General features: G+C 41.8%; 37 protein-coding genes. All 37 read right to left on the bottom strand.

The genetic code is table 11. The features are described from left to right. Positions 1–61: 61 nt before the first annotated feature. The 37 genes from LJE12_RS01025 to LJE12_RS00845 all read right to left on the bottom strand — a co-directional run bounded on the left by LJE12_RS01025 (position 62) and on the right by LJE12_RS00845 (position 24,081). Entirely contained in the window at positions 62–583 is a 522-nt protein-coding gene (locus tag LJE12_RS01025; RefSeq protein WP_020993766.1) for a ParB N-terminal domain-containing protein, read from the bottom strand. After that, positions 576–1,589 (bottom strand): phosphoadenosine phosphosulfate reductase domain-containing protein, encoded by a 1,014-nt coding sequence (locus LJE12_RS01020; protein WP_331466026.1) that lies wholly within the window; start codon positions 1,587–1,589, stop codon positions 576–578. Before LJE12_RS01020 ends, LJE12_RS01025 begins: the two co-directional genes overlap by 8 nt. A 116-nt stretch (positions 1,590–1,705) precedes the next feature. Beyond that, positions 1,706–2,359: a ParB/Srx family N-terminal domain-containing protein gene (locus LJE12_RS01015; RefSeq protein WP_227226229.1), complete on the bottom strand. Its 654-nt coding sequence runs from the start codon at positions 2,357–2,359 to the stop codon at positions 1,706–1,708. Between the two features lie 49 nt (positions 2,360–2,408). Then, positions 2,409–3,185 (bottom strand): phosphoadenosine phosphosulfate reductase domain-containing protein, encoded by a 777-nt coding sequence (locus LJE12_RS01010; protein ID WP_227226226.1) that lies wholly within the window; start codon positions 3,183–3,185, stop codon positions 2,409–2,411. After that, a complete protein-coding gene (locus tag LJE12_RS01005; RefSeq protein ID WP_227226225.1) occupies positions 3,175–4,554 on the bottom strand; it encodes a sodium:solute symporter family transporter in 1,380 nt (459 codons plus the stop codon). The genes LJE12_RS01010 and LJE12_RS01005 overlap by 11 nt, the downstream gene beginning before the upstream one ends. 194 nt (positions 4,555–4,748) lie before the next feature. Next, complete coding sequence (locus LJE12_RS01000; RefSeq protein ID WP_118570985.1) at positions 4,749–5,324, bottom strand: HTH domain-containing protein; 576 nt, start codon at positions 5,322–5,324, stop codon at positions 4,749–4,751. An 8-nt stretch (positions 5,325–5,332) separates the two neighbouring features. Beyond that, positions 5,333–5,563, bottom strand: coding sequence for a hypothetical protein (locus tag LJE12_RS00995; RefSeq protein WP_227226223.1), 231 nt, complete (start codon positions 5,561–5,563; stop codon positions 5,333–5,335). A 1-nt stretch (position 5,564) separates the two neighbouring features. Beyond that, positions 5,565–5,777, bottom strand: a complete 213-nt coding sequence (locus LJE12_RS00990) for a hypothetical protein (RefSeq protein ID WP_227226222.1) — start codon at positions 5,775–5,777, stop codon at positions 5,565–5,567. Next, a complete protein-coding gene (locus LJE12_RS20985; RefSeq protein WP_227226220.1) occupies positions 5,752–5,955 on the bottom strand; it encodes a DUF6011 domain-containing protein in 204 nt (67 codons plus the stop codon). The genes LJE12_RS00990 and LJE12_RS20985 overlap by 26 nt, the downstream gene beginning before the upstream one ends. After that, positions 5,900–6,253: a hypothetical protein gene (locus tag LJE12_RS00980; RefSeq protein WP_227226219.1), complete on the bottom strand. Its 354-nt coding sequence runs from the start codon at positions 6,251–6,253 to the stop codon at positions 5,900–5,902. Before LJE12_RS00980 ends, LJE12_RS20985 begins: the two co-directional genes overlap by 56 nt. Before the next feature lie 75 nt (positions 6,254–6,328). Beyond that, complete coding sequence (locus LJE12_RS00975) at positions 6,329–6,643, bottom strand: hypothetical protein (RefSeq protein ID WP_008704633.1); 315 nt, start codon at positions 6,641–6,643, stop codon at positions 6,329–6,331. Between the two features lie 13 nt (positions 6,644–6,656). After that, on the bottom strand, positions 6,657–7,208 hold the full coding sequence (locus LJE12_RS00970) for a hypothetical protein (protein ID WP_008704634.1): 552 nt from the start codon (positions 7,206–7,208) through the stop codon (positions 6,657–6,659). A gap of 2 nt (positions 7,209–7,210) precedes the next feature. Then, positions 7,211–7,546: a hypothetical protein gene (locus tag LJE12_RS00965; protein WP_055200073.1), complete on the bottom strand. Its 336-nt coding sequence runs from the start codon at positions 7,544–7,546 to the stop codon at positions 7,211–7,213. A 251-nt stretch (positions 7,547–7,797) separates the two neighbouring features. Beyond that, a complete protein-coding gene (locus tag LJE12_RS00960; RefSeq protein WP_227226217.1) occupies positions 7,798–8,280 on the bottom strand; it encodes a YopX family protein in 483 nt (160 codons plus the stop codon). Next, positions 8,261–8,545, bottom strand: coding sequence for a hypothetical protein (locus LJE12_RS00955; protein WP_008704640.1), 285 nt, complete (start codon positions 8,543–8,545; stop codon positions 8,261–8,263). Before LJE12_RS00955 ends, LJE12_RS00960 begins: the two co-directional genes overlap by 20 nt. Next, on the bottom strand, positions 8,542–8,838 hold the full coding sequence (locus tag LJE12_RS00950; RefSeq protein ID WP_128866050.1) for a hypothetical protein: 297 nt from the start codon (positions 8,836–8,838) through the stop codon (positions 8,542–8,544). The genes LJE12_RS00955 and LJE12_RS00950 overlap by 4 nt, the downstream gene beginning before the upstream one ends. After that, entirely contained in the window at positions 8,825–9,271 is a 447-nt protein-coding gene (locus tag LJE12_RS00945; protein WP_227226215.1) for a hypothetical protein, read from the bottom strand. Before LJE12_RS00945 ends, LJE12_RS00950 begins: the two co-directional genes overlap by 14 nt. Continuing rightward, on the bottom strand, positions 9,252–9,476 hold the full coding sequence (locus LJE12_RS00940; protein WP_227226213.1) for a hypothetical protein: 225 nt from the start codon (positions 9,474–9,476) through the stop codon (positions 9,252–9,254). Before LJE12_RS00940 ends, LJE12_RS00945 begins: the two co-directional genes overlap by 20 nt. Continuing rightward, positions 9,473–9,724, bottom strand: coding sequence for a hypothetical protein (locus LJE12_RS00935; RefSeq protein ID WP_227226211.1), 252 nt, complete (start codon positions 9,722–9,724; stop codon positions 9,473–9,475). Before LJE12_RS00935 ends, LJE12_RS00940 begins: the two co-directional genes overlap by 4 nt. Before the next feature lie 206 nt (positions 9,725–9,930). Then, positions 9,931–10,134 (bottom strand): hypothetical protein, encoded by a 204-nt coding sequence (locus LJE12_RS00930; protein WP_128866047.1) that lies wholly within the window; start codon positions 10,132–10,134, stop codon positions 9,931–9,933. A 5-nt stretch (positions 10,135–10,139) separates the two neighbouring features. Next, positions 10,140–11,204 carry a DNA polymerase III subunit beta gene (locus LJE12_RS00925; RefSeq protein ID WP_227226209.1) on the bottom strand — a complete coding sequence of 355 codons (1,065 nt, stop codon included), beginning with the start codon at positions 11,202–11,204 and terminating at the stop codon, positions 10,140–10,142. After that, on the bottom strand, positions 11,185–11,736 hold the full coding sequence (locus LJE12_RS00920; RefSeq protein WP_227226207.1) for a Holliday junction resolvase RecU: 552 nt from the start codon (positions 11,734–11,736) through the stop codon (positions 11,185–11,187). Before LJE12_RS00920 ends, LJE12_RS00925 begins: the two co-directional genes overlap by 20 nt. After that, positions 11,723–11,995, bottom strand: a complete 273-nt coding sequence (locus tag LJE12_RS00915) for a hypothetical protein (protein WP_227226204.1) — start codon at positions 11,993–11,995, stop codon at positions 11,723–11,725. Before LJE12_RS00915 ends, LJE12_RS00920 begins: the two co-directional genes overlap by 14 nt. A gap of 13 nt (positions 11,996–12,008) precedes the next feature. Then, complete coding sequence (locus tag LJE12_RS00910; protein WP_118566466.1) at positions 12,009–12,233, bottom strand: hypothetical protein; 225 nt, start codon at positions 12,231–12,233, stop codon at positions 12,009–12,011. Next, complete coding sequence (locus tag LJE12_RS00905) at positions 12,233–12,427, bottom strand: hypothetical protein (RefSeq protein WP_227226203.1); 195 nt, start codon at positions 12,425–12,427, stop codon at positions 12,233–12,235. The genes LJE12_RS00910 and LJE12_RS00905 overlap by 1 nt, the downstream gene beginning before the upstream one ends. After that, complete coding sequence (locus LJE12_RS00900; RefSeq protein WP_227226201.1) at positions 12,427–14,589, bottom strand: PcfJ domain-containing protein; 2,163 nt, start codon at positions 14,587–14,589, stop codon at positions 12,427–12,429. The genes LJE12_RS00905 and LJE12_RS00900 overlap by 1 nt, the downstream gene beginning before the upstream one ends. A gap of 11 nt (positions 14,590–14,600) precedes the next feature. Next, a complete protein-coding gene (locus tag LJE12_RS00895) occupies positions 14,601–15,284 on the bottom strand; it encodes a Cas9 inhibitor AcrIIA9 family protein (RefSeq protein WP_227226200.1) in 684 nt (227 codons plus the stop codon). Further along, on the bottom strand, positions 15,269–16,096 hold the full coding sequence (locus tag LJE12_RS00890; RefSeq protein ID WP_227226198.1) for an N-6 DNA methylase: 828 nt from the start codon (positions 16,094–16,096) through the stop codon (positions 15,269–15,271). The genes LJE12_RS00895 and LJE12_RS00890 overlap by 16 nt, the downstream gene beginning before the upstream one ends. 4 nt (positions 16,097–16,100) lie before the next feature. Then, positions 16,101–16,724: a replicative helicase loader/inhibitor gene (locus tag LJE12_RS00885; RefSeq protein ID WP_227226196.1), complete on the bottom strand. Its 624-nt coding sequence runs from the start codon at positions 16,722–16,724 to the stop codon at positions 16,101–16,103. After that, a complete protein-coding gene (locus tag LJE12_RS00880) occupies positions 16,699–17,568 on the bottom strand; it encodes a phage replisome organizer N-terminal domain-containing protein (protein ID WP_227226194.1) in 870 nt (289 codons plus the stop codon). Before LJE12_RS00880 ends, LJE12_RS00885 begins: the two co-directional genes overlap by 26 nt. 12 nt (positions 17,569–17,580) lie before the next feature. Next, positions 17,581–21,408 (bottom strand): metallophosphoesterase, encoded by a 3,828-nt coding sequence (locus tag LJE12_RS00875; RefSeq protein ID WP_227226192.1) that lies wholly within the window; start codon positions 21,406–21,408, stop codon positions 17,581–17,583. Further along, positions 21,405–22,544: a hypothetical protein gene (locus tag LJE12_RS00870; RefSeq protein WP_227226190.1), complete on the bottom strand. Its 1,140-nt coding sequence runs from the start codon at positions 22,542–22,544 to the stop codon at positions 21,405–21,407. The genes LJE12_RS00875 and LJE12_RS00870 overlap by 4 nt, the downstream gene beginning before the upstream one ends. A gap of 152 nt (positions 22,545–22,696) precedes the next feature. Continuing rightward, complete coding sequence (locus tag LJE12_RS00865) at positions 22,697–23,050, bottom strand: hypothetical protein (RefSeq protein WP_182466317.1); 354 nt, start codon at positions 23,048–23,050, stop codon at positions 22,697–22,699. Beyond that, positions 23,050–23,214, bottom strand: a complete 165-nt coding sequence (locus tag LJE12_RS00860; protein ID WP_227226188.1) for a hypothetical protein — start codon at positions 23,212–23,214, stop codon at positions 23,050–23,052. The genes LJE12_RS00865 and LJE12_RS00860 overlap by 1 nt, the downstream gene beginning before the upstream one ends. 17 nt (positions 23,215–23,231) lie before the next feature. Next, positions 23,232–23,378 carry a hypothetical protein gene (locus tag LJE12_RS00855; RefSeq protein WP_020993751.1) on the bottom strand — a complete coding sequence of 49 codons (147 nt, stop codon included), beginning with the start codon at positions 23,376–23,378 and terminating at the stop codon, positions 23,232–23,234. A 14-nt stretch (positions 23,379–23,392) separates the two neighbouring features. After that, on the bottom strand, positions 23,393–23,590 hold the full coding sequence (locus tag LJE12_RS00850; RefSeq protein ID WP_227226186.1) for a helix-turn-helix domain-containing protein: 198 nt from the start codon (positions 23,588–23,590) through the stop codon (positions 23,393–23,395). A 14-nt stretch (positions 23,591–23,604) separates the two neighbouring features. Then, positions 23,605–24,081, bottom strand: coding sequence for a helix-turn-helix domain-containing protein (locus tag LJE12_RS00845; protein ID WP_227226183.1), 477 nt, complete (start codon positions 24,079–24,081; stop codon positions 23,605–23,607). Positions 24,082–24,111: the final 30 nt, after the last annotated feature.

Raw genomic sequence — 24,111 nt, 5'->3', positions numbered from 1 at the left:
GTAAAAAGGAGAGGTTACACTCCCTCTCCCCGCTTTTTGTTCTATGTGCAATAGAACAGTATTAAATTTTTGTGATAAATTCAGCTTTTGAATATCCCGTCACCCCTTTTGTCATCATCTTCAAGAAGTCTTCTTTTGAAAAGTCAGACAATCGGAAGATTTCTTCCGGTCTCATTCCAAGCTGTTTACCGATTTCTTCTACAGTTTTGCCTTCATCCATGAGTTCTTTTACGATTTTCTTCATAGGTTCCAACAAATGCGTACCTCTTGCCCTGTTATGAGTAACGGTACCGTAAATATCTTCTGAATGCTCTTTATGCTCCACAATAACTATAGGAACCTTGCCATCCAGTTTTGAAAGCAAAGGCTCCATTCCTGCAACTGTCCATCTATGAAAGCCATCAATGATCGTCATATCCGGTCGGACTACTATCGGAAGTGTCCATCCGTTCGTAAGAATAGACTGAATAAGCAGTTTCAAGTTCTCTTTCGAAACTTTGTTCGGGTTATAGTCATTCGGCTTTAATAAATTTCTGTCCACCCAACGCAACGTGGACAGCGGCGCTGTTAACTTACTATCCATGTTTTCTCTCCTTCTTTGCGTTATTGATATACCGTCCATATATTCTCTGATACAGTGCCCTGAATGTCCGCATCTTAGGATCACCAGATATCAGACCCTCGTAAATATGTTTGCAGTCCTCCGGTGTTGCAATAGCAGATACTGCAATAAAGAAATTACGGTACCTCTCTGCTACATGCCGTTTATGCGGAGTATCAAAAATTTCCATATGATCAAACAGATTTATCAATTCCTGTTTGTAATCTTTCTGCTCCTGTCCCTGTTCAGATTCTTTCCGCTTTCTGGAACTTCTGCCAAACATCTCGCTATCCCAGTACAGGGCGGCCAGATATGCGTTCGGCTCTCTCCGAATGACACTCTCCATAAGATCTGGATAATACTCATTCATCTTCACAAGGCTTCTGGCTGTATCAACAGAAAAAAACTGCGATACCCGCATCTGACGTTTACTGGATCCTGACTGCCAGAGAAACAGATATATCTCCGGGATATCTACATAGTTCCTCAGTAAGAAAAGCCATACATCATTATCAGTCCAGTCGTAGATTGGAAATACCTGCTTCTTGGATGTCATTCTGTTTCCGGCTTTTGTCATAGACGCAATATTCTGAAGGCGCTGCACGGATTCCGCTGTACGGATTCCGACCATCGTAATACCTGATACAGTAGTTCGTGGCAGGAAATCCTGATAAGCATCAATCCTCGGTCTTAACAGTTTATGACTCCTTATTGCAAAAGAAGGAGGCTGTCGTACCCACACATCCTGCTTTGTTGAATCCCAGCAAATAAATGTCTCGTCATTCGACAGCTCGTTAAAGCAATTGTAATGTTTTACTTCTACACAATACCATTCAAATTTAGCTCCCATCATCATAAATATTCTGCGCCATTTCTTTGTCATTTCTTCCATGCAAGGAAATATTGCTTCTTCATCTATGAATTGCACGGTAAGCTGTTTCATGTTAATCTCGCCACGGTTGGCTAGGTTTACCATTAACTGTGCCAAGCACAAGCTGTCCTTTCCCCCACTGAAAGAAAAGAACACTGGCAGACCATTTCCAAATACATTTTTTATTCGGATTTCCGCAGCCTTCACAACATCAATGTTTGATTCGCAGCGTTTTACAGCCATATTCTCTCACCGCATTTAGGGCAGACAACAAACCTTCTGGTCTCTGTGATCTCTGGTTCGGTTTCAGTGGCATTCTGCTCTTCTGCTGGCTGTTCGTTCTGCGGGTTCGGCTTTTCCGGGCTACTCTCTCCATTATCAGCTGATTGTGTATCCACTGCGGCTTTCTGTTCTCTCTTTTCATTTGCTTCTTTAATCTTCTGGATTTCGGAATCATCTAAAGTTCCATACTCAGAGAGTTTTTCGGTAATTTTATCCGCATCAGCGACCATCTGCTGTAAAATTTCTTCATCATATCCAGGGATATCCAGATCCCCCTGCAGTTCCTCAAGGAACTCATTCAGGGTTTCCAGATTGTCGATTCCAAGAGCATAGGTCTTATTATCAGCTATCATGAGTTTCTTTTTATCGTTCTCAGAAAGCCCTGCTTTTACATATACAGTTGCTTCCTGATAGCCAAGACTCACCATAGCTTCATACAAACCGTTACCAATCAGAATGATATTGTTTTCATCAATGACCAGTGCTCGTGTCTGACCAAACTTTTCAAGTGATCTCTTCAGTTCCCTGATCTGCTGTTCTGAATGAATCCTGACATTTTTCTCAGGATGCTTCAGAACACTCAATTTTTTGATTGTTACTTTCATCTTGCTTGTCCTCCATTTCTGAAGGGCAATGGCTTCCGGCTGCAACCGGCTATTTGATAGCTTTTAAAAATTCTCTGGCTCCATCGAAATGCTGTGCTGCATTTTCAACTATGGTCTTATCAATGTCGTAAACTTCTTTCCAACCCTGCTGTTCTGTCTCCATGTACTGTCTGGCGGGCCATGGATGTGTACCGCATAAATATCCTTTTTCCCAGTCATATATAGGTGGGAGCTTCACATCATAATAGTGAATGTATGCAAGGATATCTTCGTGCCTCCACTCTGCGAGAGGGCTGTATCTGGTGATTCCGGCTGAATTAGTGTAGATATTATCTTTTCCAACATAATTGCCGTCTGCCTTTCTGCGTCCGAGCAGGAGTATTTCTAACTGATGCTCTTTATAATATCGTGCTTGTCCCCTGTGCTGTACGATATGGAACCACTGTGCTGCCTTATTGCTTTTATCCGGAAACAACATATCCGGATGCTTTTTCAGCCATTCCATGTCCTGTCCGGTATTGATAATCTCAAGGTTAGAAGGTTTATTCTGCTCTATCCATGCAATAAATGCCGGATATTCCAGATTGCATCTCACAAGGACGCTCTGATCGATGCCAGCTTTCTCGCATATCTCTCCAAGTACCAGGGAGTCTTTTCCCGCACTCCATGCATAGGCTGCCTTTTTCCCCTTGCATTTCTCTTTGATGTCTTTCACTGTCTTTTTCACAAGGGAATCCAGTTCTTTCTTTGACACCGTCTCTTCAATGTGATCAAGCGCATTCTTCCAGTCTTCATTATTTCGAACGGATTGTTTTCTACCGAGCATAGCGTCTCTCCTTTCCGGAAGCGGCCAAGGCAATAATTCCGCTCAACAGGACTGTAAGCAAGCTTCCCAGTGTTTTATATGGTCCACTATTCAAAACGCTGCCATAGGCAAATACAGGAAGCCCTACAGTCAGTGCAGCAACCACACCTGTGATAATCCCTTTTGCATTCAGTCTTACCCCTTTCAGTGTCATGACTGTTGGAAGTAATGTTGACGCCCTCAGTGTGCCATAGAACAAAAACAGATGTGTCACTGTAATTCCCGGGATATTTGCAATCAGAATGCCAGCGATCAGAAGCACTGCCATTGCAGCTCTGGTCTTCCTGATGTCTTTTCCTCCTGCAATATCTGTCGTAAGCGAAGATACTGCGCACAGGTTGCTATCCACTGTAGACAGCAAGCCGGAAACAATCATGAAAAGGAACGGCAATACTGCCCAGGACGGGAAAAAGTGGCGGATCAATTCAAAATTGATGATTCCAAGGTTCTGTGCCTGATATCCTGCGCCGGCTCCCATAAATCCAAGAATTCCCATTGACAGCGGAACCACCGCAAAAAGAACTGCTCCAAGAAGAAACGCTCTTCCCAGCTTCTCTTTTTTTACTGCAAACGCTCTCTGCCAGAAGCTCTGATCTCCAAACGGCCCGGATAAAAGTCCAATCGTTGTCGGAAGCCCAAAGGCTAAGAAAATCTCTACTCCTTTTCCAGAGAATAGTGTTGTGTAGTCTCCTGATATACCGCTCAGTCCCTGTATAATGCCCTGTGTTCCTGTATTTCTTACTCCGAATATTACAAATAGGCTACATGCAACAAGCATGAATACCATTTGAATAGCATCTGTAAGCATAGATGCTTTGATTCCGGAGAACAGGGAATATGAAATTGCTATGCAAGCAAGCAGAATAGTCATGGCTTTGAACGAAATTCCTGTTACTGCACTAAGGATCTGACTTCCTGCAAGAAGCTGAACTCCCGTTGACAGAACAGACAGCCCGATCAGCTGAAAGAGGTAAACTCTTTTCACTCCATCGGATTTGTATTTTTCTTTCATGTAACCAGACAGTGTCATTCCTTCCGGCATTTCCTTCCGGATTCTCTTTGCAAAAGGAATAAATATCACAAGGCAAAGAGCATTCGGGACCAGAAACCAGAACAGGCCAACCCAGCCGGCAGAATATGCTTTCTCAGTTGATACAAATAATGCCGGAGCCCAGATCCACGTTGCCGCAATGCTGAGAGCCGACATCAGCCAGTTTTCAGAACGACTTCCAACACAGAAGCGTTCCACATTTTTTTCTTTCTTTGTCAGGATCACTGTTGCCAGGATCATGATAACTGCATATACAAATAATATTGTTACTCCATTCATGCGTAATCTCCTCTAAAATATTAAAGGAGCATTTCGTCTTTCTGTCCTTTCCTCCCTCCCAAGATTGCATTAAAAAAGCCACCAGATTTCACTCTGATGGCTCATGGCTCATGATAAAATTTTACCCGATTATCATACACCATTTTCGTTATTAAGTCAATGTTAAGTTAACGCTTTTCGATATTTTCTATTTTTCAAAAAAATCTCAGTCCGTCAATCCCGAAAAACAGCGAAGATAAGCGCTCTTTCGCAATTTTGAGATCCTCGTAAATAGTGACTTTACTAACTGAAAATTTTTTTGAAATTTCCGTAATATTCATTGACTGCTTTGATATGTACAATAACTTGATTACTTTGTATCTTCTCTTGTCTTTCTCTGAAAGCTTGCTACAATAAATTCTGTATACGTCCAGCATTTTATCAATATGCTGTACCATTAAAGCCGTTCTCTTTGCCGACGCCTTGATAGATTCCACGATCACCTTGTCGTCTTTCATCTCCATAATGTCTTCCAGTATTTCTGTGACCTCTTCTCTTTTTGAATCCCTCGATTCATATACAGCATTTTCACAGGATGCCTTGAGAGTCCTGTAGTTTCTGAGGAGCAATTCTGTATTGTGAAGTCTTCGGTCTATTCTTTCTTTTTCAGCCCGGCGCTGAGCCACCAGCATTGTATCGCTCGCAACCTGTGCTCCTGCCACTGCTGCCTGCTGAATCATTTCTTCAACATCTTTTTTGCTCATAACAACGAATTGTTTTTCTGTATCCATGCTCCACCTCACACATATTTCTTTCCAGTCTCAGGATCCTCGAATTTGATTCTGTCACAGAGTTTGAACCCAAAACCTTTTGCAAGTCTTTTTACTATCTTCACAAACAGTTCTGCTTCCTCATCCTTTTTTGTCCTGCTTGCCCTGTACACTAATGTTCGGGTTCTATCCGCTGCACAGATCGCATCATGTGCTGTTCTGTCCTTACATCCGCTTGCATTATATAAACTTTTATCCATTTCAATTCTCCTTTATATATTTAAGCATGTACTCCTCTTTATATTGCTTCCATTGCTGATCTGTCATTCCCGGAGCGTAGAAATCTCGCACTGTATCAAGTGCTTCTATCATCCCGCATTTAGGACATATCATTGTTTTGTTATCTTTTTTTGATAATGCCGGGCGAGAACTATACTCTTTCCCACATTCAGGACATATCCTTTTCTCCTCCATTTTTTAAACCTCCCAAGAAATCTTCTATAGTCATTTGGCCTGGAATAGATTCTTCCGGTTCCTCCTGTTCAATAGAATAATGAGGCAAGATACTTCCCCAGCATTCTGGTCCATATCCTCTCTCAATGCTCTCCGGATCCGTCAGTTTCCTTCCACATTTCTGACATTTGCTGTACATACGAATCCTCCATCTTTCCGCCAAGTAATGTAAACAGCCATTCTCTCTGGCTCTGCAGATATTCCATCTTCCACTGAAGAATCATCTGGTCAATCACCTGATCTTCCATCGCCTGATACTTTTTAGTCATCGCTATCTGTTCTTCATTCTCTCTGATAGCTTTTTCGATATCAATATGAATCCTTGCATACTCTTTCAAAGGGGCTTCTTTGGCCTTTTTAGAGGCTATAATGGCCCACAAGAACCATATGATCATACAGCTAAAGATTCCACATAAGTAAAATATAACTTCCTTCATTTATTTTACTCCTCTCTTTTTTTTCTCTTGCCTTTTCGATATCAAACATCTTTTCACTCCAATCGAATATTTTTCTTATTTACAATTAGGTTTCTTAATTCTCTTTATCTCTTTGAGTTCCGGCTTTTCGACATGAGTTTCTGCCCATTCTCGCATTTCTTTTGCCCCAGGATTCTTTTCTTCGATTTCTGATGCTAAATGACGTAAAACAGTAGATATAAGTCCTGCATCCGCGGTTGCATAAGGCGTAATGGCATGAATAATGTTTGAACTATAATAACCTAAGCCTTTTCCAAATAGCTCTGCAGCTTCTTTTGTTTTGCCTTCCTGAATCAGTTCATTGCTTCTGAGCACATAACTTGCCATGCGTTTTTCTTTAAATTTTTTCATTTCTTCATCCTCCTTAATGACCGCTCCGCAACATACAAAATAATAATTCCGACATAGATCTCTTTCTTGGTCCCTGCCTGCATGATAAAATAGCCGCCAGCTTCCAACTCCTCTCTGTGTTTCCATCTATCGGTGTAGGATTCTCGAATTCATCTGTAATTTCTGCCCAGTATGGTATTGCAACCATCACTCCAAAATAATTGGAGGATTCCGGAAACTGATCACGCATATGCTTAGCAAGTTTCCCACTCCGAAAGTCCGGTAAAATATCCTTGTAACACTCCATAGTGGTTACAATATAGTTTTTCTCACCCAGGAAGTTGAGACCGTTCCCACTATAAACATCCTCTTTGCAGCTTTTTACCTCATAACATGTAAATATGCCTTTTTCTATCCCGGATATAGAGCACTGGTTAGCTGGTGAAAACTGCATGTAATCAACTCTTTTCGCGTCTCTTCCCCACGGATCAATACTTACCTCGCTGGCCCAGTGCTTCCCAGCGCCGTTAAACCGGGTACTTATAAGCAACTGTCCAAGGAACTTGGTTGTTTCTGCTCTTGTCACGCTTATACCTCCATAGATTCAAAATTTCGGTTTTCAACTCCCTCCGGCAACTCAGCAATTCTAATATCTTCCATAGGCATCCAAGCATGCACTCTTTCTCCTGAAATACTTCCGCATTCTTCTGTCCATGCGAAACCGCTATCTGGTTCTCCGTCCATGGTCAAGCCTCTTAAATCTGGCTCTTTGTCCAAATCTGCGAAATATCTGGTATCAACCTCAGCCATAAATTTTCCTGTCTTTTTACCATCTTTTCTCTCTGGATAAATAAGCGTCACCCAGTACAGCCCTGCCTTTTTCGGGTTTCCGTCTTTTTCAACATAATTCCACTGTTTTTTCATCTTTTTATCACCTTTATCCTTTTTCTTAAATACTCAGCATGTTGATTTGTTACAATATAATCTTCGCACTGCCTACATGTCATATCTCTATTTTTAAAGTTCCCATCATACCAATTACATTCGTCACAGACGAAGCAGGCTTTTATCGCTTCCCCTGCACAGTTATCTCCTGTTTCCACATTGTTTGCACAATGATTACAACGGCATCCTGCGCAGTGAAAATGCGCAGTGAAAAGCATAATCATCTCGGCTCATAAGCTTCCTTGCACTAATTCTGGATTGTCAAAAATGCTTCCAACTACTTCCATTTCGCACCTGTCGATATAATCTTTGGTCAGTGGCATTGAATAGCAGAATGGTTCACATCTGCTGATTGTATCTGTCGGAATAATCTCATAATGCCATCCGACAACTTTATCTACTATGGACCCGGTTTCAATATTTCTTACACCAAATTCTCCAAATACCGTTTTTACAAGGTCTTCTGAATTTCCATGACACATCAAAATATCATTCTCCCAGATTTTCTTGCCGTTCTTATCTGTTAATCCTGTGTACTCGCATATTGTATCCGGATCAACTTCGTCAAATTCATCCGCCATAACGGTCCATTTGCCTATTACCAATTTCCCTATGAATATTCGCTTTTCTCCCGGCATTCCACCATCCAACAGGTATCCCTCTATCCATTCACCGTTATCTTTTTTCTTTCCCTTAAAAAGAATTTCTCTCATTAACTCCACCATCCTCTACTTGTCCTGATTCTTCTAACCAATTTTCAACACATGGTAGGCAGATATAGCAACTGCGCCAACCTTGTCCTTCTACTATTGCTTTTTGATTCAACATTCTTTCGCCTTTAGGTACCTGTTTTTCACATACGCAGCATAAATGAGAAGCCCTTATTTTTACGATTTTTTCTGTCAGATTTGATTCCGAACCATCCATATCCCCTGCGAATATCTGACTATCAATATACATTTCTTCTGGATATTTCATTCAACTCCACCGCCTTTCACGATCTCGATTGCATCTTTCAGCATTATAATTTCATATGCTTTAGACCACCCTACTGGTCTTGCCAGTGCACTTCTATCTTCCAATTGTTCCATAACCTTGTCCAAATCAAAAGCTGTCGGCTGCTCGTCCACAGCTCTAATACAATCCGTTATTGCTTTATATACTGCCCTTGAAACTTTTCTGTCCCCAGCAGACTCTACATCGCTTGGAGATTTTTGCAGGGCATAATCGTTTAAATGTAATATCAATTTATCTGCATCAATTAGCCTCATCTTTTACCTCCAATTTTCTCAAATCGTCAATAAGCCAGCTTTCGCCTTCTGCTTCAACAAAATCAAACTTTGCATTTGTTATGCCCTCTAAATACAAATATTTGAAGTTACTTCCGTACATAGACTCAACTTTTCTGGCAAGATATAGTTGCCCTTTTCCATTTCTCAGCATGTAACTCCACGAAGGATCCAGTCCGTCAAGGAAACTCTTTTCGTCTTTTGTAAGTTTAGGTTTTCCTGTAATATATTTCTCCTGTAACTTATCATCATTTTTCTCATTTATTTCACATGCATAATTTGTAATAAGGCATTTATTGTTTGCAGCTACTCCTGCAATAGCTCTCAGCAGATATCCAGCAATCTGTTCTTTTTTTACACTAGATTTTTCCGAGCATTCAACATTAATTGTTATCTTAATATTTTTTTCTTCCATAACGCCATTTCCTCCTTGCCTCTACTCTTTTCATGCGGTGAACCTCGTTCTCCAAAGTATTCACCTGTTTCTGCAGGTCATCCACATCAACCAACAGATAGAAATCCGGCTGAACCAAACGAGTCGGCCCCACATTCAGATTCATCTCCTTGTGAAGTTCCTTGCACTTGTTTTCTCTCTCATACACTGCTTTATATATTTTCACTTTCCGCACCTCCTAAGAAACTTTTTCCGAACATTATCATATTCTGTCAGCAGATCAATATCTTTCTTCCAGCTCAACGGACGATCTGTAATTTCTACATAATACTCTTTCTTGATCAGGAGCGCATAACTTGCCGAAGAATAGATATCCTGTCGATCGCATCCAATTCGCTTTGCTATGTCGGATGCGGTGATGGAGTATTCCATCACTGTCCCGTCCTTTCTGCACAAATTATATAAATTCGCCATTTTTTCTTCTCTCAACTAAATTTCCATGAGTCTATGCCATGTAAATTATGGCTTTTCCTTGTCAATGTAATACTATCCTCGAAATGTTCTCTGCAACTTTTCTTTGCAGCTCTTCTCATCCCTTTCGAAGTCTGACGTTTTGCCCGTCTTTTAAAACCAGGGCCAACAAGATGGTTCTTATGATACATTCCCATGAATATCTCCTTTCAGCTGTGTGTGGCGTAGAAGTTCTCCATCGCCCATCTATTCCCGGTAGCAGCCACCTGTGCTCTGGTTCTTTCATATGGAGTAAGTGGTTTCCCGGAAATTCTTTTGGATCTGGTTTTCGGAAGGAATCCTTTCCGACGAAGCTCTTCCAGTTCTTCTGGTGTTGCATCTTTTACATCTTTCATATCCAAGATCTCAATCATAGTTTTTATTCCTCTCTTATCATTACTGGAAGCACGATAGCTTTCATGTCACTGTCTTCCGCTTCAACAACTGCCGGCATCTTAGGCCCTGAAAAATTCATAGCTATATTTTCACAAGTGAATGCTTTCAGTGTTTCAAGAACCAGCTTCGAATCGAAGCCAATTTTCAATGGTTCAGGAAGCGGATCCTGAAGCTTCACCTCTTCCTGATAATCCGTAAGTCTGTCGGCAATGCGAATATTTAACTGATCTTCGTTCATTTCGAAGACTGCAGGTTTCTTTTCTTCCGTACACATCTTTGCTCTGGTCATTGCCGCAACTAATTCCGGTCTGGAAACATACGTTTTCATCTTTCCCGCCATGAAAAATCTATTGTAATCAAAATACTTACCCTCTATTAACCTCGTGTAAATGGTATATTCTTTTGATTTGAATACCGCTCTATTTCTTGTGTATGTAACAGCAACATCATCAATAATTCCCATTGACACAAGCTTCTTTGCCACTGTTTTAGGCACTATCAGTTTCATATCTGCGGTACCGTCAGTCGGTATCGAATCAACTGCTACGACATGTCCGTCAAGTGCGACCAACTTAATCTTGTTTTCTCCACCTTCGAAGTACACACCCATCATCTGTGTTGCAGAACTGCTGTCTGCAGCTGCATAGATAACATGTCCAATTGCCTCCATCATCCTCTTACCATTGATCACAACTTCTGGGGCATCCAGATCTTCTGTAATATCAAAACTGAATTCTTCCGGAGGATAGCTCTGGTATTTATTCTTTATAGCTTTTGTCTTGATCGTAACAATGTTTTTGCCGTCTGCATCAATAATCACTTCGCCATCCGGAAGATTTTTAATTACATCAAAGGCTTTCATAGGAATGATGAAACAACTGCCTTTAGAGGCCTCTAATTTGAGCTGCATGGTCATTTCTGTATTGGATGCGATTAAATACCCGTCCTTTACCAGAACGCCTCCTAATGCCGGAAACTGGTCGTTCTTCTGCACAATGCTTTTCAATTTATCAATAGTTCTGGAAATCTCATACTTCTGTACTTTCATCTTCGTTCCTTTCCCGGAGTGTTATCCCGTCCAGATATTTCACAACTCCGTTGTTATATTTAACTCTATAAGGTGCCAGTTCCTCACGATTCATATACTTATGTCCGTAGATTTTTTTCATGTCTCTGAATACGATCCATGGAACCCTGTAAAACTCCTCGAATTCGAGGGATATTACCAAGAAGCACATGGCCCCCATCTTCATGTAACGTTCAAAGCATTCCTCCTGCTCTTCTGTCACAACATTCCGACTGATCTGGCCTTTATCTGTATGTTTCGCATCAAACAGAACCATTGTAGAGTCCATCAGGGCGCCTTTAAAATCCGGTTGAGCCTGTTGTGTAAAACAACATATGAACTGGCCTCTGTCTCTGTTATACGGCTTAATCACTTTAAAAGCTTCAGGGGTTTTATCTATAACAGCTATCCCCCGGTCCTCATAGAACCGTGAAGCTGCCATAATCATTTTTTCAAAATATTCGCCGTTTGATCTGCTTTTAAGCCCTATGATTGAACGATTATAAGTATCCATGCTCACCTGCCACTTTCAACAGCTTATTGATCGTTACTGCTCCGATTCCCGGAATCTTATTCTGCTGGAGCAATACAATAAACTCCTTTGTTGTATTTTTAGCTAAAGCCTTGCCTTCGTTGAACCCTTCGCTTCTGGCTTTCTCCACTCTGTCTTCCACATAATGAACCAGCTGTTCATCTGTCTTTTTTCTCATTTTTACTGCTTTCTCATGGATTTTATTTTCATCCATTGTTCTTCTGCAACTTTTCTTAGCCATTCTATCTCCTTTCTTACACGGCTTCTGGTTCTACGAACCCTATCTGTCTATCTTCTTTCCATTCTGTTCCGGAAAAATCAAGTGCCTGTCCGCACTTCTCACAAAAATCAGGGTAGTAATCTGGTCCAGCATTCAACGCACCACCGCAAGCCGGGCAATAATGGTATTCATGTTCCAACTTCACGAAATTGTATCGAATAACAATTCCTGTTTTTGATACAGGTTTCATAGCGATCATTACTCCACCCTCTCTCCATATTCGATCACATATTCATACTGCGTTGTCTTTCTAGTTTCACTGCTTGGAATCTCTTTTCTTACGATCTGAACCGCATATCCTGCTTTCGCCAGCATTGAAACCATCTGCAGTCTGTATTCTTCATTCCACTGTACCGAGCCTTTACGAATGCTCCTTATGATCTGCTTAGCCATTACCCGCACTTCCTTTCTATCTTTTCTTCTCGTTCTTTCATCAGTTTCTCGAATGCAGCTACAAAAGTTTTTACTGATGACGGCATCTCGCAGTTGTGACTGCCCCTGCACTGGATCACTCGACCTTTGTTATATTCCATTGTGAAATATGGTGTATCAGGTTCTTCCACTCTGCGCACAAAGAAGATGTGTGTCTGCCCTTTTGCCACTCGATCAACGTAAGTTCCAACACAATGGTGAAGGGCAGCTCCTTCATTCTTGATTTCCTGTGCATCTCTTGGCACTCTCAATATCAATCCTTTTCCTTTTATCAGGAAAGCGTTATCTATGCCGGCATTCTCTTTGAGCATTTCCTCCAGAAGTTTTTTCATGACCTCAGCCTCTCGCTTTATCCGTTCTTCTTCCCGACGTTTCTTTTCTGCGGCCTTTTTATCTTGTACTGCCTGATATTCCGCAGCTGTCCTGTCATGAACTTTTTTGAAATTCTTCGGGAAATAGAAGAACATATTGGTGAGGTCATATTTCAGTTCTTTACACCAAGCCAGATAATCCAACCAGTCCTTGGCGCAATTCTGCAAACGTTCTTCCCTGATATCCGGTCTTTCTTTGCGCTGCATATAAGAATATCTCCAACACCCTCCACGCTCTCCTACTCGATAATCGGAACCTTCGCGCTCGATATATCTGCAGATCTTATGAATCGTTGAATGTCTGTTTTCTTTCCGTATCAGCGTTGTATTGCATCCAAAGAGTTTATAGAACCGTTCCAATTCTTCCGCTTTTAGGTTGTATCCGGAGCTTTGCGCTTCCTGCAATAGCCTCAATTCATCAATGTTCCCATCAATAGACTGCAGGATTCGTGTGTTCTCCTTCGTGAGCCCGAGTATTTCAAATATTGTTTTTCCGTTTTTTCTGAGTCCCCTGATTCCATTCCGGCTATTATATTCAAATGCCCCGTCATGAATCTTATTGATCAGATGCGCAGCCAGTTTATACAGACCCATTTTTATAAACCATTCAAGCTGTGGAAACTCCTGATATCTGTAAATAGCATTGGCATAATGTATCTGTTCGCTCGGTCTATTCTCTGACAAAATCTCCAGTGCTGAATATTTCATTGGAGTATCTTTCCATGCTTCCGGCAGGTTTCCCGGATATAAGGCGCAGTATGACCTTTCTCTGTACCCTTCATCTGTACACCACCGCACAATACCAGTCTGTTTATACTCTCTGTATTCATAACTGCTGGTGCATGGCGTTCCGTTCGGTGCAAATTTGTAAAACGTCCTTACGATTTCAAGCAGACTGTCATTCGTTTTTCCATCCTGTTTCACCTCTCTATGGACCGAGAAATATCGCCACAGAAACCCCTCTTCTCTTGGTTCAATGAATGAAACTATCCTTTTGTCCCATATATGTGCCGGCATCCTGCCTCTGGCTTTAATGGTGACCGGACTTCCACAAAGGGGGCATATCCCCTTCTCGTTATTTCTTAACCGAATTTTCGTTCTGTCTACCAGTGTCACCCCATTACAATGAGTGCAATGCACCAGAGCCTCATTCTTTGATCTTGTTGAGTAAACCAGATATCTGCTGAATGACATCACTTTTTCCGATACCCATTTCTTGAAGTCTTCCGGAATTTCCTTGACTGTTCCCATGACTGTATCAATAGGATTTGTCTCCTTGGCATGTTTTTCATCCAGTCTCCGCTGTTTGACCATGTCCTGAAAACGTGTCACAGCTGTCCAGTCTTTAACATCTTTTTCTGTACTCCATTCTTTGAAAAATCCACGCATACGATCAATGTCTGCATCCGTCCAGAAAAACATGTTCGGGGTATATCTGTTCCCCTTATCTCTATCCCAGTGATATTCATACAGGTGAATACATTCCATCCGATCAAAAGCTGCAGTCAGCCATTTCACCCTTTCAGCAGTCAGATCCTGTGATATGTAATCATTCTTGGAAAAAAATGTTCTTAACTGAGCGCTCTTTTCTCCTTTCTTCAGTTTATCAATGGGATAGAATGTCATCATCAAAAGATCTTTTTCTATGTCTCTTGTTGTAACAATATGCGTGCCCGCAGCTCTTTCGGCAAACCTGACCATTTCGTCTGTGGCTTCTTCTCTTGGAATCTGTGCTAATTTTCTCTTTTCCATGTGGCGGCCTCCTATAGAAGATCGAACAGTGACATCTGACCGTTCAGGCCGCTGCTTTTTGTACTTGTTTTTTCAGTTTTCTGCTGCTTGGAAGCAGCATCTTTTTTCTCTGGCTTTTCAGAAACCTTGGAATCATCCTTTGTTTCCTGAATGTCTTTCTTGATTTCTGTGACTTTTTTAGCTGGTGCTTCTGTCTTTTTTGTTGTCGCAGGCTTTTTGCCTTTTTCCTTTTTGGCGGTTTCCGGTTTTTCATACTTGCGGTAATAATCCTCGGCCCATTCATACACAACTCGGTCTTCAACTGCTGTACTTCTGCCATTCGACTGCTTCCTAGCCTGTTCGACAATATAGTTAAAGCACTTGTTCCAGGTCTTTCCCTCCTGCATCACATCTTCAGCAAGCCCCTGATCCTCTTCGCATCTTTTCAACAGATAAGCAATGATCGGATCCGCAAAGTTCTTCTGGGTTGCTTTTTTCTTTTCAGCTTCCAGTTTTTCTTTTGCTTTCTGCTTTATTGATTTTGTATTTTCAGTTGTCTCTGCTTCTGCTGACGATTCATTGCCGCTCTCGTCCTCTAATTTGCTCTCTGGCAGTTCTGTTTCGTCCTGCCCTATCGTTTTACTGTCCACGTCCGTTTCCGTCTCTAAACGGTCGATTTCAGCAGTGTCCACTTCCTGTTTTAACTGTTCTGACATTTGTATTCTCCTTTCTCGAAATCAAAATGAAATGTTATCTGTTCCGGTGCTCTTCCAAATAAGGTGGGCCGTCGTTGTCTGTGTCTAAGAATTTGAAGTTGTCTTCTCATATTCCACTCTGGCCTGAAATAAAACGGTGTATACCAAAATTCCTGTTCAGGTCTTTCCTCTGGCATAAGTGTATTGCCTGCTACTGGATTTGATAGTGTGTTTGCAACTGCTACATATCCTGGACAGCCAAGAAGCGACAACTGTACAAAACACATTTGTGCAGTTACCCGGTCAATATCATTTGCAACAAACAGCACTTGAGTCTGGTAATTAAACCCTTTCCGACGAAATGTATTCGCCGCTGCTATAAGTGTTGCTCCGGCTCCGCAGGCAGGATCGTTAACAGATACCCATTCTTTGTTCTGCAGTTTCTGCATATTGTCATGTATCGTCAACTCTGCCATGCATCTGCAGACATCATACGGTGTGAAAAACTGGCCTTTCCAGTGATTTCCCAGTTCGAGGCTCATGTATAACCTCCCAAGAAAATCCTGATCTGGATTGCGTTCCAGTGCTTCAACTACAATCGCAAAGCACTTGGCCGGCTTCTCCACTCCTCCAAGGCGTTTGATACACTCTGCATACTCTTTTTCCCTTGCCGTATGTCTCGGCAATGACTTATCTACTGCATTTGCAAGTGTACATGCCATTGCCGCCATCAGATCCGCCCACACCTGCCATGAACTCCGGCTGTAACACAGCTCTTGAAAGACTTTTATGAACTCTTTCTCTGTTCCCTGTATTTTCTCTATCTGCTCCATGCTGTCACCTCTTGAATCCGTGTTCCCGCATCAGCATATCTATATACTCTGGTGTCGCACGTTCTGGTTCTTCTGCTATCTGTTCCCGGTGCTGTTGTTCTATTGCCACATTTTCTTGCGTGGTAAGCTGTGCAATATATTTATTTTTCGCTTCCAGAATACTCGGAGGAAGCTTTGCATCGTTCATCTTGCGCTCGATCAGGCTTGAATATATCTTGAAGAAGTGTGCTCGCACAGCATCCTGGTTCTCATCAAGACATATCTCCCGGAAGCCAAGCCGCTTTACCGCCTCTCTGACTATCGGTGTCAGGCTTTCCAGTGCTTCTTCCTGCCTGTAATATCCATACTGGCTAATGGCTTTCTGCACTTCTCCCCATGCCTCTCCCTGGTCTTTGAGGTGTGGAACTGTATATTCTGCACATTTCTCCCGTATCTCAGAAATCTGCGGCGGGTATGTATGAGTGGCAAACAGTTCCATCAATGCTGTTTCGCAAAGCTTGTAGTCCAGATCTCCCAGCATGCGGTACCACAATCTGATGCTGTACTGGTCTGGCATGACATTGAATGTCGGATATGCGCTTTTGATTGAAGCCCTGATAAGATCAAATTCCTGTTGCGTCACTTCCATCACCTGTCCCTTTGTACCATCCAGCTGTTGCCTCCATGTATTGACTGGTAGACATATTTCGTGTTGCGGCCGGCGCTTGTGTCACAGGAGTTCTGGATGCCGGCATTGAATTCTGTGATCGCCCTAACCAGTTAGTTATAAAACTCTTGATTCCTCTCGGGGTCTTACGATTACGAGGGTGACTATCAAGCCATGCCGCCATTGATCTAAACTCCTGTTCAACATCCAGTGCCGGAAACAGTTCTCTCAGTGAATTGAGGTAATCAAAGGTCACATCATAGTTCCCTGAGCCCGTAACCAGAGGAAGAGAAATAAAAGTGTTCTGCTTGGAGTCTTTAAGCTCCAAGCTAATGTTTTTATTATCTTTATCTTTATTCTCTGTTCTCTTATCTCTATTCTCTGGTGCCCGAACGTCCGACATTTGTCTGGACATTTGTCCTTCTTTATCCTCAATAATCCTTGATTTTTCGGCATTTATAGTTGCTCTGTACTCTCTTTTCCTGTCGGCTTCATTAGAACTCCGTCCTATAAAATTCTGGATATCGAGCATATAAATTGCACCATTATCCAAAATTTCAATGAATCCCATGGATGTCAACACCTTCATCGCTTTTTCAACAGTTCCAACTTGATGGTGTGTAATTGTTGCCACCATATCCGGCGTATAGGGGATAATCCCCCTATACATAAGCCGGCCGTCCTGTCTTAAACTCATTAAATAGAGTTTAAGTAAGATATCACTATAGATATATCCATCTTTCATTCCTTGCAGGAGAAGCATATCTTCTGAATCAAAGAAGCCTTCTTTCAACTTCAAGTAATAATAAGTTTTCTTATCTGCCATCTTTCCCTCCTGTTAGTAGATTACTTTTGAACCATCATCTGTTTTAATTACTGTCACAGCCTGGCCAAATCTCGCTTTCATGGCATCATCATGAGTGATTGCCATAATCTTCACATCGGAATACCGATCGCGAATAGTCTCTAGGGCATCTACATAAGCCTGTGCACCCTCATCATCAAGGAAAGGCGGTTCGTCAATAAAGAGCATTCCAAGCTGTATTCCTGCCGCTGTGGCCTTGATCTCGGACAGTGCAAGGATAACGGCAAGAGAAGCCTTAACTTTCTCGCCTCCGCTCTTTGAAGCATATGGAAGAGTTGTCTTGCCATATTCGTTGATCAGAACATCCAGCGTTGCCTTATCTCCGTCCTTGCCTTTGACGGTGCGCTCCATCGCGAATTCCACTCCCATCGTTCCGCCGGTCATCTGGCCAAGAATATTGTTCGTAGTATCTGTTATATGAGGAATGATGTTCCTGATGATCTGATGCGGAACTCCGTCCTGTGAAAATGCCTGCTTTAATGCTTCATAACAGTCCGCTCTGCCAGCAGCTACTGCAATTCCATTATTCAGCGTGGAGATTTCGCCTCGCATGGTATCGATATTTTCCAGACGTTCAAGGAGTACTCCCTTCTGGATCTGCAGTTCTCCAAGAGTTTCCTTGTTACTGCGAATCTGCCTGTCTGTTTCTTTCACCATATCGGTCGAAAATGTTTCCTTCATTTTTTCCAACATGGTATCCATACCAGTAAGCTGAGAAGAGAGAATGAATTTTCTGTCAGTAAGTTTTTCCCTCTCTTTTTCCATGCTCTCAATCCTTTCAAGAACATGCTGCTTTCTTTCTTCGTAAACAGGAAGTTCTTTTTCCTGTTCTACATAAGTCTGCAGATGAACCATCTGCTGTTTGATCTGTTCCTGTCTGTCAACTGATTCCGATAGTTTATTAACTGTTTCCGTTATCTCAGAGGCCTTTAATTTGACCTGTAGCAGATTCTCCTCACACTGCCCTATATTTTTATCGTTCGATTCCTTTTCGGTCTCTAAACGGGCAATTTCGAGTTTGTTCTCCTCCACAGCTTTCTTCATTCGTTCATATTTGGAAAGTTCTGTTACAGATGCGGTCAGAATAGCGAGGCGTTTAGGATCGTATCCTATTCTTTCAATCTCTTCCTGCTTATCGGCTATTTTTTTGTCACGCTCAGATGTTAATATCTCAATCTCTTCCTCGCATTTTTTCAGATTATCCAGTTCAACCGGAAGGCTTTTGACATCTTCGACTGCTTTCGACAGGAATCTGCAGCTTGCACTCTCAATATCCGGGCACCCAGAATTCTTCATGAATTCTTCCTGTTGTCTTATCTCAGCAATCCTTTTCTGTCGATAATCCCGTCGGTTTTCTGCTCCTGATATTTTCTGCGAATAGGATGAGTCAACTTCATGCAATTCGTTTTGAGCCGTAGAATATCGGTATCTTTTTTCCTGCTGACACTCAATTTCTTCTCTTTCCTTTACCAGTGCATCAAGTCTTTCTTCCAGATCATCCGGAACATTAAATGCCAACTGTGAAATCTGATTGCGTATCTGGTCGTTTCGGAACTTGCTCTTATCAATAAGTCGCTGGTAACGGTCAGCCTCTTCGATGTAACCGTTCAATGTCTCTTTGGCATTTTTATATTTAATAACGTCCTTTTCTACGTCAGAAAGCTGCAAAGATAATTCTGAATGCTGTTTTGCTTTTTCCCGTATCACATCAGCCATTTCCAAAAGATTGTTGCACGCTGTCAGTGTCTGCTTTGAATATTCCAGGTCATGTTCCATGGCACTGCATTCCTCAGAGCATTCTTTTAATTCACTTCTCGCTTTTTCGCTTTCTTTCTCTGCCTCAGATATTTTTTCCTGACGTTCGAGCAGTTTTCTTCTGGATTCATCCAGATTTTCAAGTTCTTCCTGCTTTTTATGAATATCTTTTTCTACTGTCTCCAGTTCTTCCTCTGGATTTCCCTGAGCCTTAATGAAGTCAGTCTTGATCCGAACGGCTTCTTTTTTAGAAGCAAGCTCCTTTCTTGCATCCGCAAGTTTCTTTCTGGCATCCAGTTCCATTACTCCATAAATTCCAAGCCCGAGCAGATTTCCAAGGATAGCGATACGTTCATCTTTCTTCGCCTGCAAGAATAATCCATACTGGTCCTGCATGATCAATGCGCAGCTGCGAAATGTCATGCTGTCCATGCCAAGAAGCTTCTCGATTTCAGCCTGTGTGTCAATGATTCTTTCCTTGGACAGATTCATCCAGTCAGCACTTTCTTCCTGATACTGTGACAAGTTCAGGGTTGGTTTTCCGGATTTTGTTCTGGTGCGGACTACCCGGAATCGTTTCTCTCCGATGTCGAAAATAAATTCTATGGAGCCGCTTCTTGCATCCTCTGTACCTCTGATCCACGCCTTACAGTCTCCCTCTCGGGTTTCTTCAAACAGACAATCCACAATAGCATCCATGAAAAGGCTGCTCTTTCCTGCACCGTTTACTCCATTGATCGTGCAGAATGAAATGTCTGAAAAATCAAAGTTTTCTTCTTTATAATTTCTGTAATTACGGACAGCTATTGAAATCGGTCGGAATACTCCGTGTATCTCTGCAGTTGTACTCTGTTTCATCGCTTCCGCAATAATCGGTTCTGCCAGTTCTACGATCTTATCCGGATTCTTGAAGCATTTTTCTTCCAGATACTTCTTGAGATTTAAAGTCGGGTCGCTTTCCTCTGAGAGTAATCCTCTGTTCGTAACATCAATAGCATTTTCTGCCTCAATATCCGACACATAAAAGGCTCCCCAATCATACAAATCCTTTTGCAGTAACGGGATATTCAACAGTTTTTTCTGTTCACTGGTGCAACTATATTTCACTCTTACAATCATGTCTGAAATATCCCTGCTGATATTCGTAACCAATGCATATGCATCCCTGTTTTCGATATAATCACTTACCTGATTCGTGTCCCAATCTATGGTTTTGAATCTGCGATAAGGTGTTTTACGGAACTGAGATGATGTCATCTCCCCGCCCATGAACTCATGAATATAAAATCCTCTGTTCTGATACTCGTCATTAAAATTCATGGCATTAATAGCGCCAGAATAATACACGTTATGCAATCCGTTGATCTGCTGTGGTCTATGTATGTGTCCCAGAAGCACTGCTTCATAGCCAGCAGCTTCCAATGCTTCTCTCGGAATAACCGGCTCAAAATTTGTAAAGAATGAAGTCTGACCGGATTCCATGTTGCAACCAGGTACGGTATAATGCGCCATCAGGATAGATGTATTATGGCATTCAGCTCGAAGCCCCATTACCATACTGGATATATAGCTTGTCCATGCTTCGTTTTCTTCATCTGCAGACAGACCAGGGAATCTTGATCTGAACTCCTGCTTATCAAATCCCGGAATGCAGGCTATATCAGCATATGGCGTACGGAGTACAGTTGGCGATGTTACTATATGTACATTTCCAGTATTTGCAAACATCTTGCTCAAAACTCTGAATTGTCCACCTCCATCATGATTCGGCGTTCCTCTCATTACGATTACTGCTTTCGCAACACCTGCCAATTTTGTGATCGTGTCTGTTGCAACAATCATTTCGTCCGAATATCTTACCGGACCTATCTGCTCCTGATGGAAAACATCACCAGAAACGCAAACAATGTCTGGTTTCTCTTCTTCTGCAACCTTAATCATATAATTAAGACAATTTACTGTATCCTGTGAACGGAGATTTACCCCGTCCACTACAGGACCTTTGAACTGGCCAATATGCCAGTCAGCTGTATGTAATATTTTCATCTGCGTCCGCCTCCTCTCTGGCATTTGATACACAATGGTTCACCAAATTTATTGATTGAATACTCATAAACCTTTTCATTTATGATCGTACCGCATCTGGAGCACTGAAAATCTGCAGTTCTGTCTTCCTCTGGTTGCGGATCCGGTTCATTCGGCTCTTCCTGTTCGGGCTGGGCAAATGCTTCCTGTTGAATTTCGCCCATATCTTCATCCGGAAGTTCCGAAGTAAACGCCGGATTGTCCAAGTCACCTTCATCGATAATATTGCTATCTGTGGCAAAATCTACATTCTTAACCTCAATCTGAGGCATTCCGAACATATTGTTTACAGAATTCATACCCTGCATCAGCATTGCCTGCCGGACCTGTGGATCTGAATAATCCGGAGAGAATATTACTGTTGGAATCGCGAAATTCTTTTTTAATTCATCCTTTGTGTAAGAGCCTTTTGTCCCAAGCAATGCTCTGATGACTCTGAGTTTTGCTCCTGTCATTGCTTTTTCGGCCCATGTCTTCTTTAATAAAGCCATATTTACTTTTACCGAACGTTCAACATATCGTTCTCTATCTGCTTCGTCGATAACATAAGCTTTAACTTTCTTTCCCCATTTATCTTTCGTATCAACCCAGCTTCCTTTAAATATTTCTGCCGCTGCATTTGCCGCTTTCTTGTCTGTAATCCCCTTAACCGCCTTATCAGAAAATTCTGTACGATACTTATCTTCTTCATCCTCAAGACAGATTTCTTTCTGGTCGACTTCCGCTCTGTAAGTCCCATCCGCTTTTCTCATTGCTCCCTGTGCCTGAGCTCGATATGTGATACTATCAATTCGTCTACCGTATGTCTGATGTGGATTAAACTGAATACCAGCTGCCATAGCCAATTTGTTAAGAAGTGGTTTGGATAATGAATATGTATCCTGCCAAATATCATTTCCTTTGCTATCTGTTTTTCCAGTTTTAACAGAACCAACTTTAAAAATGTCGCCACTATTTTCGCTCAGATCAACTGCAACTTCCTCTACATGATATTTATAGAAAGGATTCAGTTGCACATCTGTTGCCGCAGGGACAAGCAAATTATGATCACTGTATGCTCTTATAACCTCTGATAAGCTTCCTGAAATTTCCTGCATGTACTTGATTACCTCCTAAATCTGTGATAAAATGACGGTGTTCTTTAAAAAATGAGGCCCAACCTGTTTTTTAAAGTTCTGACCCAAAAGCCTCGGATGCGGATTTATGAGTGCCGTCTACACTTCATATCTCCTTTAAGCATCTGGGGCTTTTAATATGCATCTCCTACAGCGAATCTGGTCAATGCGTATACCCACACCCACATGAGCGGGATTGCTATCCATTCGGATCCGAGTTCTGCGCTTCCCCTTATTGCGCAAAGCATATCGCTCAGATATCCGAAGAAGATAAGGCTGACTGCTGTAGGAACGATGTAAACCATCGACCTTTTCAAGAAGCGAATTCTCTTTTTTATTTTCGCTCTTTTCTTTTTTTTGGAATATTCCTCATACTCCTTCTCATTAAATTCTCGCACCACGGACAGATATATCCGTGTTTTGGAATCTTCTGTAATGTACTGATGTTCCACATTCTTTCGCATATCTTGCACTTTGCGTACATCCATTATCTTGCCTCCTTATCAATTAAGATCAATTCTTTGGCGATAACGCTCTGTAATGCGCATCTGTCCATTTCATGCCAGCTGATCGGTACCGAACTGTTATCCAGCGCATTTAAAATTCTCTCAGCTGTTGTATGATATTTCTTCATATCTTCTGTTGTAAGCAATTTCGCACCTCCTTCATCTATGCTGTCTTCTCTGTATCAATCTGGGTTACAAAAATTCCAAGATCAACACTTTCCATATTGTTCAGTTCCTCCAGAAGCTCTGCGTCTGATGTAATTCCATAGTTCTTTTTTAATATTTCTTTTAATTTTTCTTTAAGGTCCATCAAAACACTTCCTTTTAATTATCTGAATCCGAAATATTAAGATAATCGCTGATTCTTCTTCTGATTTCTATGCTGGTATTCTTTCCATTTAAAGTTGACGAAAGATAGCATCTGGAACAGCCAAGTTCTTCGGCCAGATCATTAACAGAGATATCATTCTGAATCATTGCTATCTTGGCTTTCTTGCACCAGGGAGATAATTTCTTCTGCATTAAACCTCCTCCCCTCATTTCAAAGATTTTTCAATCCAGTTTTTCAAATTTTGAGTTACCTCATTAACCTCATTCAAGGTGTTTATGATTTTCTCTAAATCTGGCTTTTCATCCTCTGTAATAACTCCATCTGCCGTAATATCCAGCAGGAGTTCTTTGGCTTCGTTGATCTTCCGGAATGAGCACAACGCCCTGAGTGCAATCCTATCAATATCCTGATTCTCGATCTTTGGCATTCCTTTTCCCAGAGGGCACATTTCCCGGCAATAATTACCTTTTAATTCAGGAGCTCTATAGATATCCGCCATCAGAAGCACTTCCTCTGGATAAGGAGTAACACTCCCAAGTTCTATCCGTGCAAGCCTTGTCCGGTCAACACCAAGTTCCTCAGCAGCTCCTTCGCGGCTACCTAACCGCTCATTGAACTTTGCCGCTTCGTACCGTGCCTGGCAAAACATATTGCCAGCCGCTTTCGTGGCATACTTCGACATTTTTCTATCCTTTCTTTAATGCTATGATGT

The organism is Blautia sp. DFI.6.71 (genome assembly GCF_020593585.1).
Taxonomy (GTDB): Bacteria; Bacillota; Clostridia; order Lachnospirales; family Lachnospiraceae; genus Blautia_A; species Blautia_A wexlerae.
This window is presented reverse-complemented; position numbering and strand designations above follow the sequence as displayed.

Bases quoted from the DNA above. Each gene is read 5' to 3' on its own strand.
- LJE12_RS01025 (WP_020993766.1), bottom strand. From the start codon at position 583: ATGGATAGTAAGTTAACAGCGCCGCTGTCCACGTTGCGTTGGGTGGAC.
- LJE12_RS01015 (WP_227226229.1), bottom strand. From the start codon at position 2,359: ATGAAAGTAACAATCAAAAAATTGAGTGTTCTGAAGCATCCTGAGAAA.
- LJE12_RS01010 (WP_227226226.1), bottom strand. From the start codon at position 3,185: ATGCTCGGTAGAAAACAATCCGTTCGAAATAATGAAGACTGGAAGAAT.
- LJE12_RS01005 (WP_227226225.1), bottom strand. From the start codon at position 4,554: ATGAATGGAGTAACAATATTATTTGTATATGCAGTTATCATGATCCTG.
- LJE12_RS01000 (WP_118570985.1), bottom strand. From the start codon at position 5,324: ATGGATACAGAAAAACAATTCGTTGTTATGAGCAAAAAAGATGTTGAA.
- LJE12_RS00995 (WP_227226223.1), bottom strand. From the start codon at position 5,563: ATGGATAAAAGTTTATATAATGCAAGCGGATGTAAGGACAGAACAGCA.
- LJE12_RS00990 (WP_227226222.1), bottom strand. From the start codon at position 5,777: ATGGAGGAGAAAAGGATATGTCCTGAATGTGGGAAAGAGTATAGTTCT.
- LJE12_RS20985 (WP_227226220.1), bottom strand. From the start codon at position 5,955: ATGTACAGCAAATGTCAGAAATGTGGAAGGAAACTGACGGATCCGGAG.
- LJE12_RS00980 (WP_227226219.1), bottom strand. From the start codon at position 6,253: ATGAAGGAAGTTATATTTTACTTATGTGGAATCTTTAGCTGTATGATC.
- LJE12_RS00975 (WP_008704633.1), bottom strand. From the start codon at position 6,643: ATGAAAAAATTTAAAGAAAAACGCATGGCAAGTTATGTGCTCAGAAGC.
- LJE12_RS00965 (WP_055200073.1), bottom strand. From the start codon at position 7,546: ATGAAAAAACAGTGGAATTATGTTGAAAAAGACGGAAACCCGAAAAAG.
- LJE12_RS00960 (WP_227226217.1), bottom strand. From the start codon at position 8,280: ATGAGAGAAATTCTTTTTAAGGGAAAGAAAAAAGATAACGGTGAATGG.
- LJE12_RS00955 (WP_008704640.1), bottom strand. From the start codon at position 8,545: ATGAAATATCCAGAAGAAATGTATATTGATAGTCAGATATTCGCAGGG.
- LJE12_RS00950 (WP_128866050.1), bottom strand. From the start codon at position 8,838: ATGAGGCTAATTGATGCAGATAAATTGATATTACATTTAAACGATTAT.
- LJE12_RS00945 (WP_227226215.1), bottom strand. From the start codon at position 9,271: ATGGAAGAAAAAAATATTAAGATAACAATTAATGTTGAATGCTCGGAA.
- LJE12_RS00935 (WP_227226211.1), bottom strand. From the start codon at position 9,724: ATGGCGAATTTATATAATTTGTGCAGAAAGGACGGGACAGTGATGGAA.
- LJE12_RS00930 (WP_128866047.1), bottom strand. From the start codon at position 10,134: ATGATTGAGATCTTGGATATGAAAGATGTAAAAGATGCAACACCAGAA.
- LJE12_RS00925 (WP_227226209.1), bottom strand. From the start codon at position 11,204: ATGAAAGTACAGAAGTATGAGATTTCCAGAACTATTGATAAATTGAAA.
- LJE12_RS00920 (WP_227226207.1), bottom strand. From the start codon at position 11,736: ATGGATACTTATAATCGTTCAATCATAGGGCTTAAAAGCAGATCAAAC.
- LJE12_RS00915 (WP_227226204.1), bottom strand. From the start codon at position 11,995: ATGGCTAAGAAAAGTTGCAGAAGAACAATGGATGAAAATAAAATCCAT.
- LJE12_RS00910 (WP_118566466.1), bottom strand. From the start codon at position 12,233: ATGATCGCTATGAAACCTGTATCAAAAACAGGAATTGTTATTCGATAC.
- LJE12_RS00905 (WP_227226203.1), bottom strand. From the start codon at position 12,427: ATGGCTAAGCAGATCATAAGGAGCATTCGTAAAGGCTCGGTACAGTGG.
- LJE12_RS00900 (WP_227226201.1), bottom strand. From the start codon at position 14,589: ATGGAAAAGAGAAAATTAGCACAGATTCCAAGAGAAGAAGCCACAGAC.
- LJE12_RS00895 (WP_227226200.1), bottom strand. From the start codon at position 15,284: ATGTCAGAACAGTTAAAACAGGAAGTGGACACTGCTGAAATCGACCGT.
- LJE12_RS00890 (WP_227226198.1), bottom strand. From the start codon at position 16,096: ATGGAGCAGATAGAGAAAATACAGGGAACAGAGAAAGAGTTCATAAAA.
- LJE12_RS00885 (WP_227226196.1), bottom strand. From the start codon at position 16,724: ATGGAAGTGACGCAACAGGAATTTGATCTTATCAGGGCTTCAATCAAA.
- LJE12_RS00880 (WP_227226194.1), bottom strand. From the start codon at position 17,568: ATGGCAGATAAGAAAACTTATTATTACTTGAAGTTGAAAGAAGGCTTC.
- LJE12_RS00875 (WP_227226192.1), bottom strand. From the start codon at position 21,408: ATGAAAATATTACATACAGCTGACTGGCATATTGGCCAGTTCAAAGGT.
- LJE12_RS00870 (WP_227226190.1), bottom strand. From the start codon at position 22,544: ATGCAGGAAATTTCAGGAAGCTTATCAGAGGTTATAAGAGCATACAGT.
- LJE12_RS00865 (WP_182466317.1), bottom strand. From the start codon at position 23,050: ATGGATGTACGCAAAGTGCAAGATATGCGAAAGAATGTGGAACATCAG.
- LJE12_RS00855 (WP_020993751.1), bottom strand. From the start codon at position 23,378: ATGGACCTTAAAGAAAAATTAAAAGAAATATTAAAAAAGAACTATGGA.
- LJE12_RS00850 (WP_227226186.1), bottom strand. From the start codon at position 23,590: ATGCAGAAGAAATTATCTCCCTGGTGCAAGAAAGCCAAGATAGCAATG.
- LJE12_RS00845 (WP_227226183.1), bottom strand. From the start codon at position 24,081: ATGTCGAAGTATGCCACGAAAGCGGCTGGCAATATGTTTTGCCAGGCA.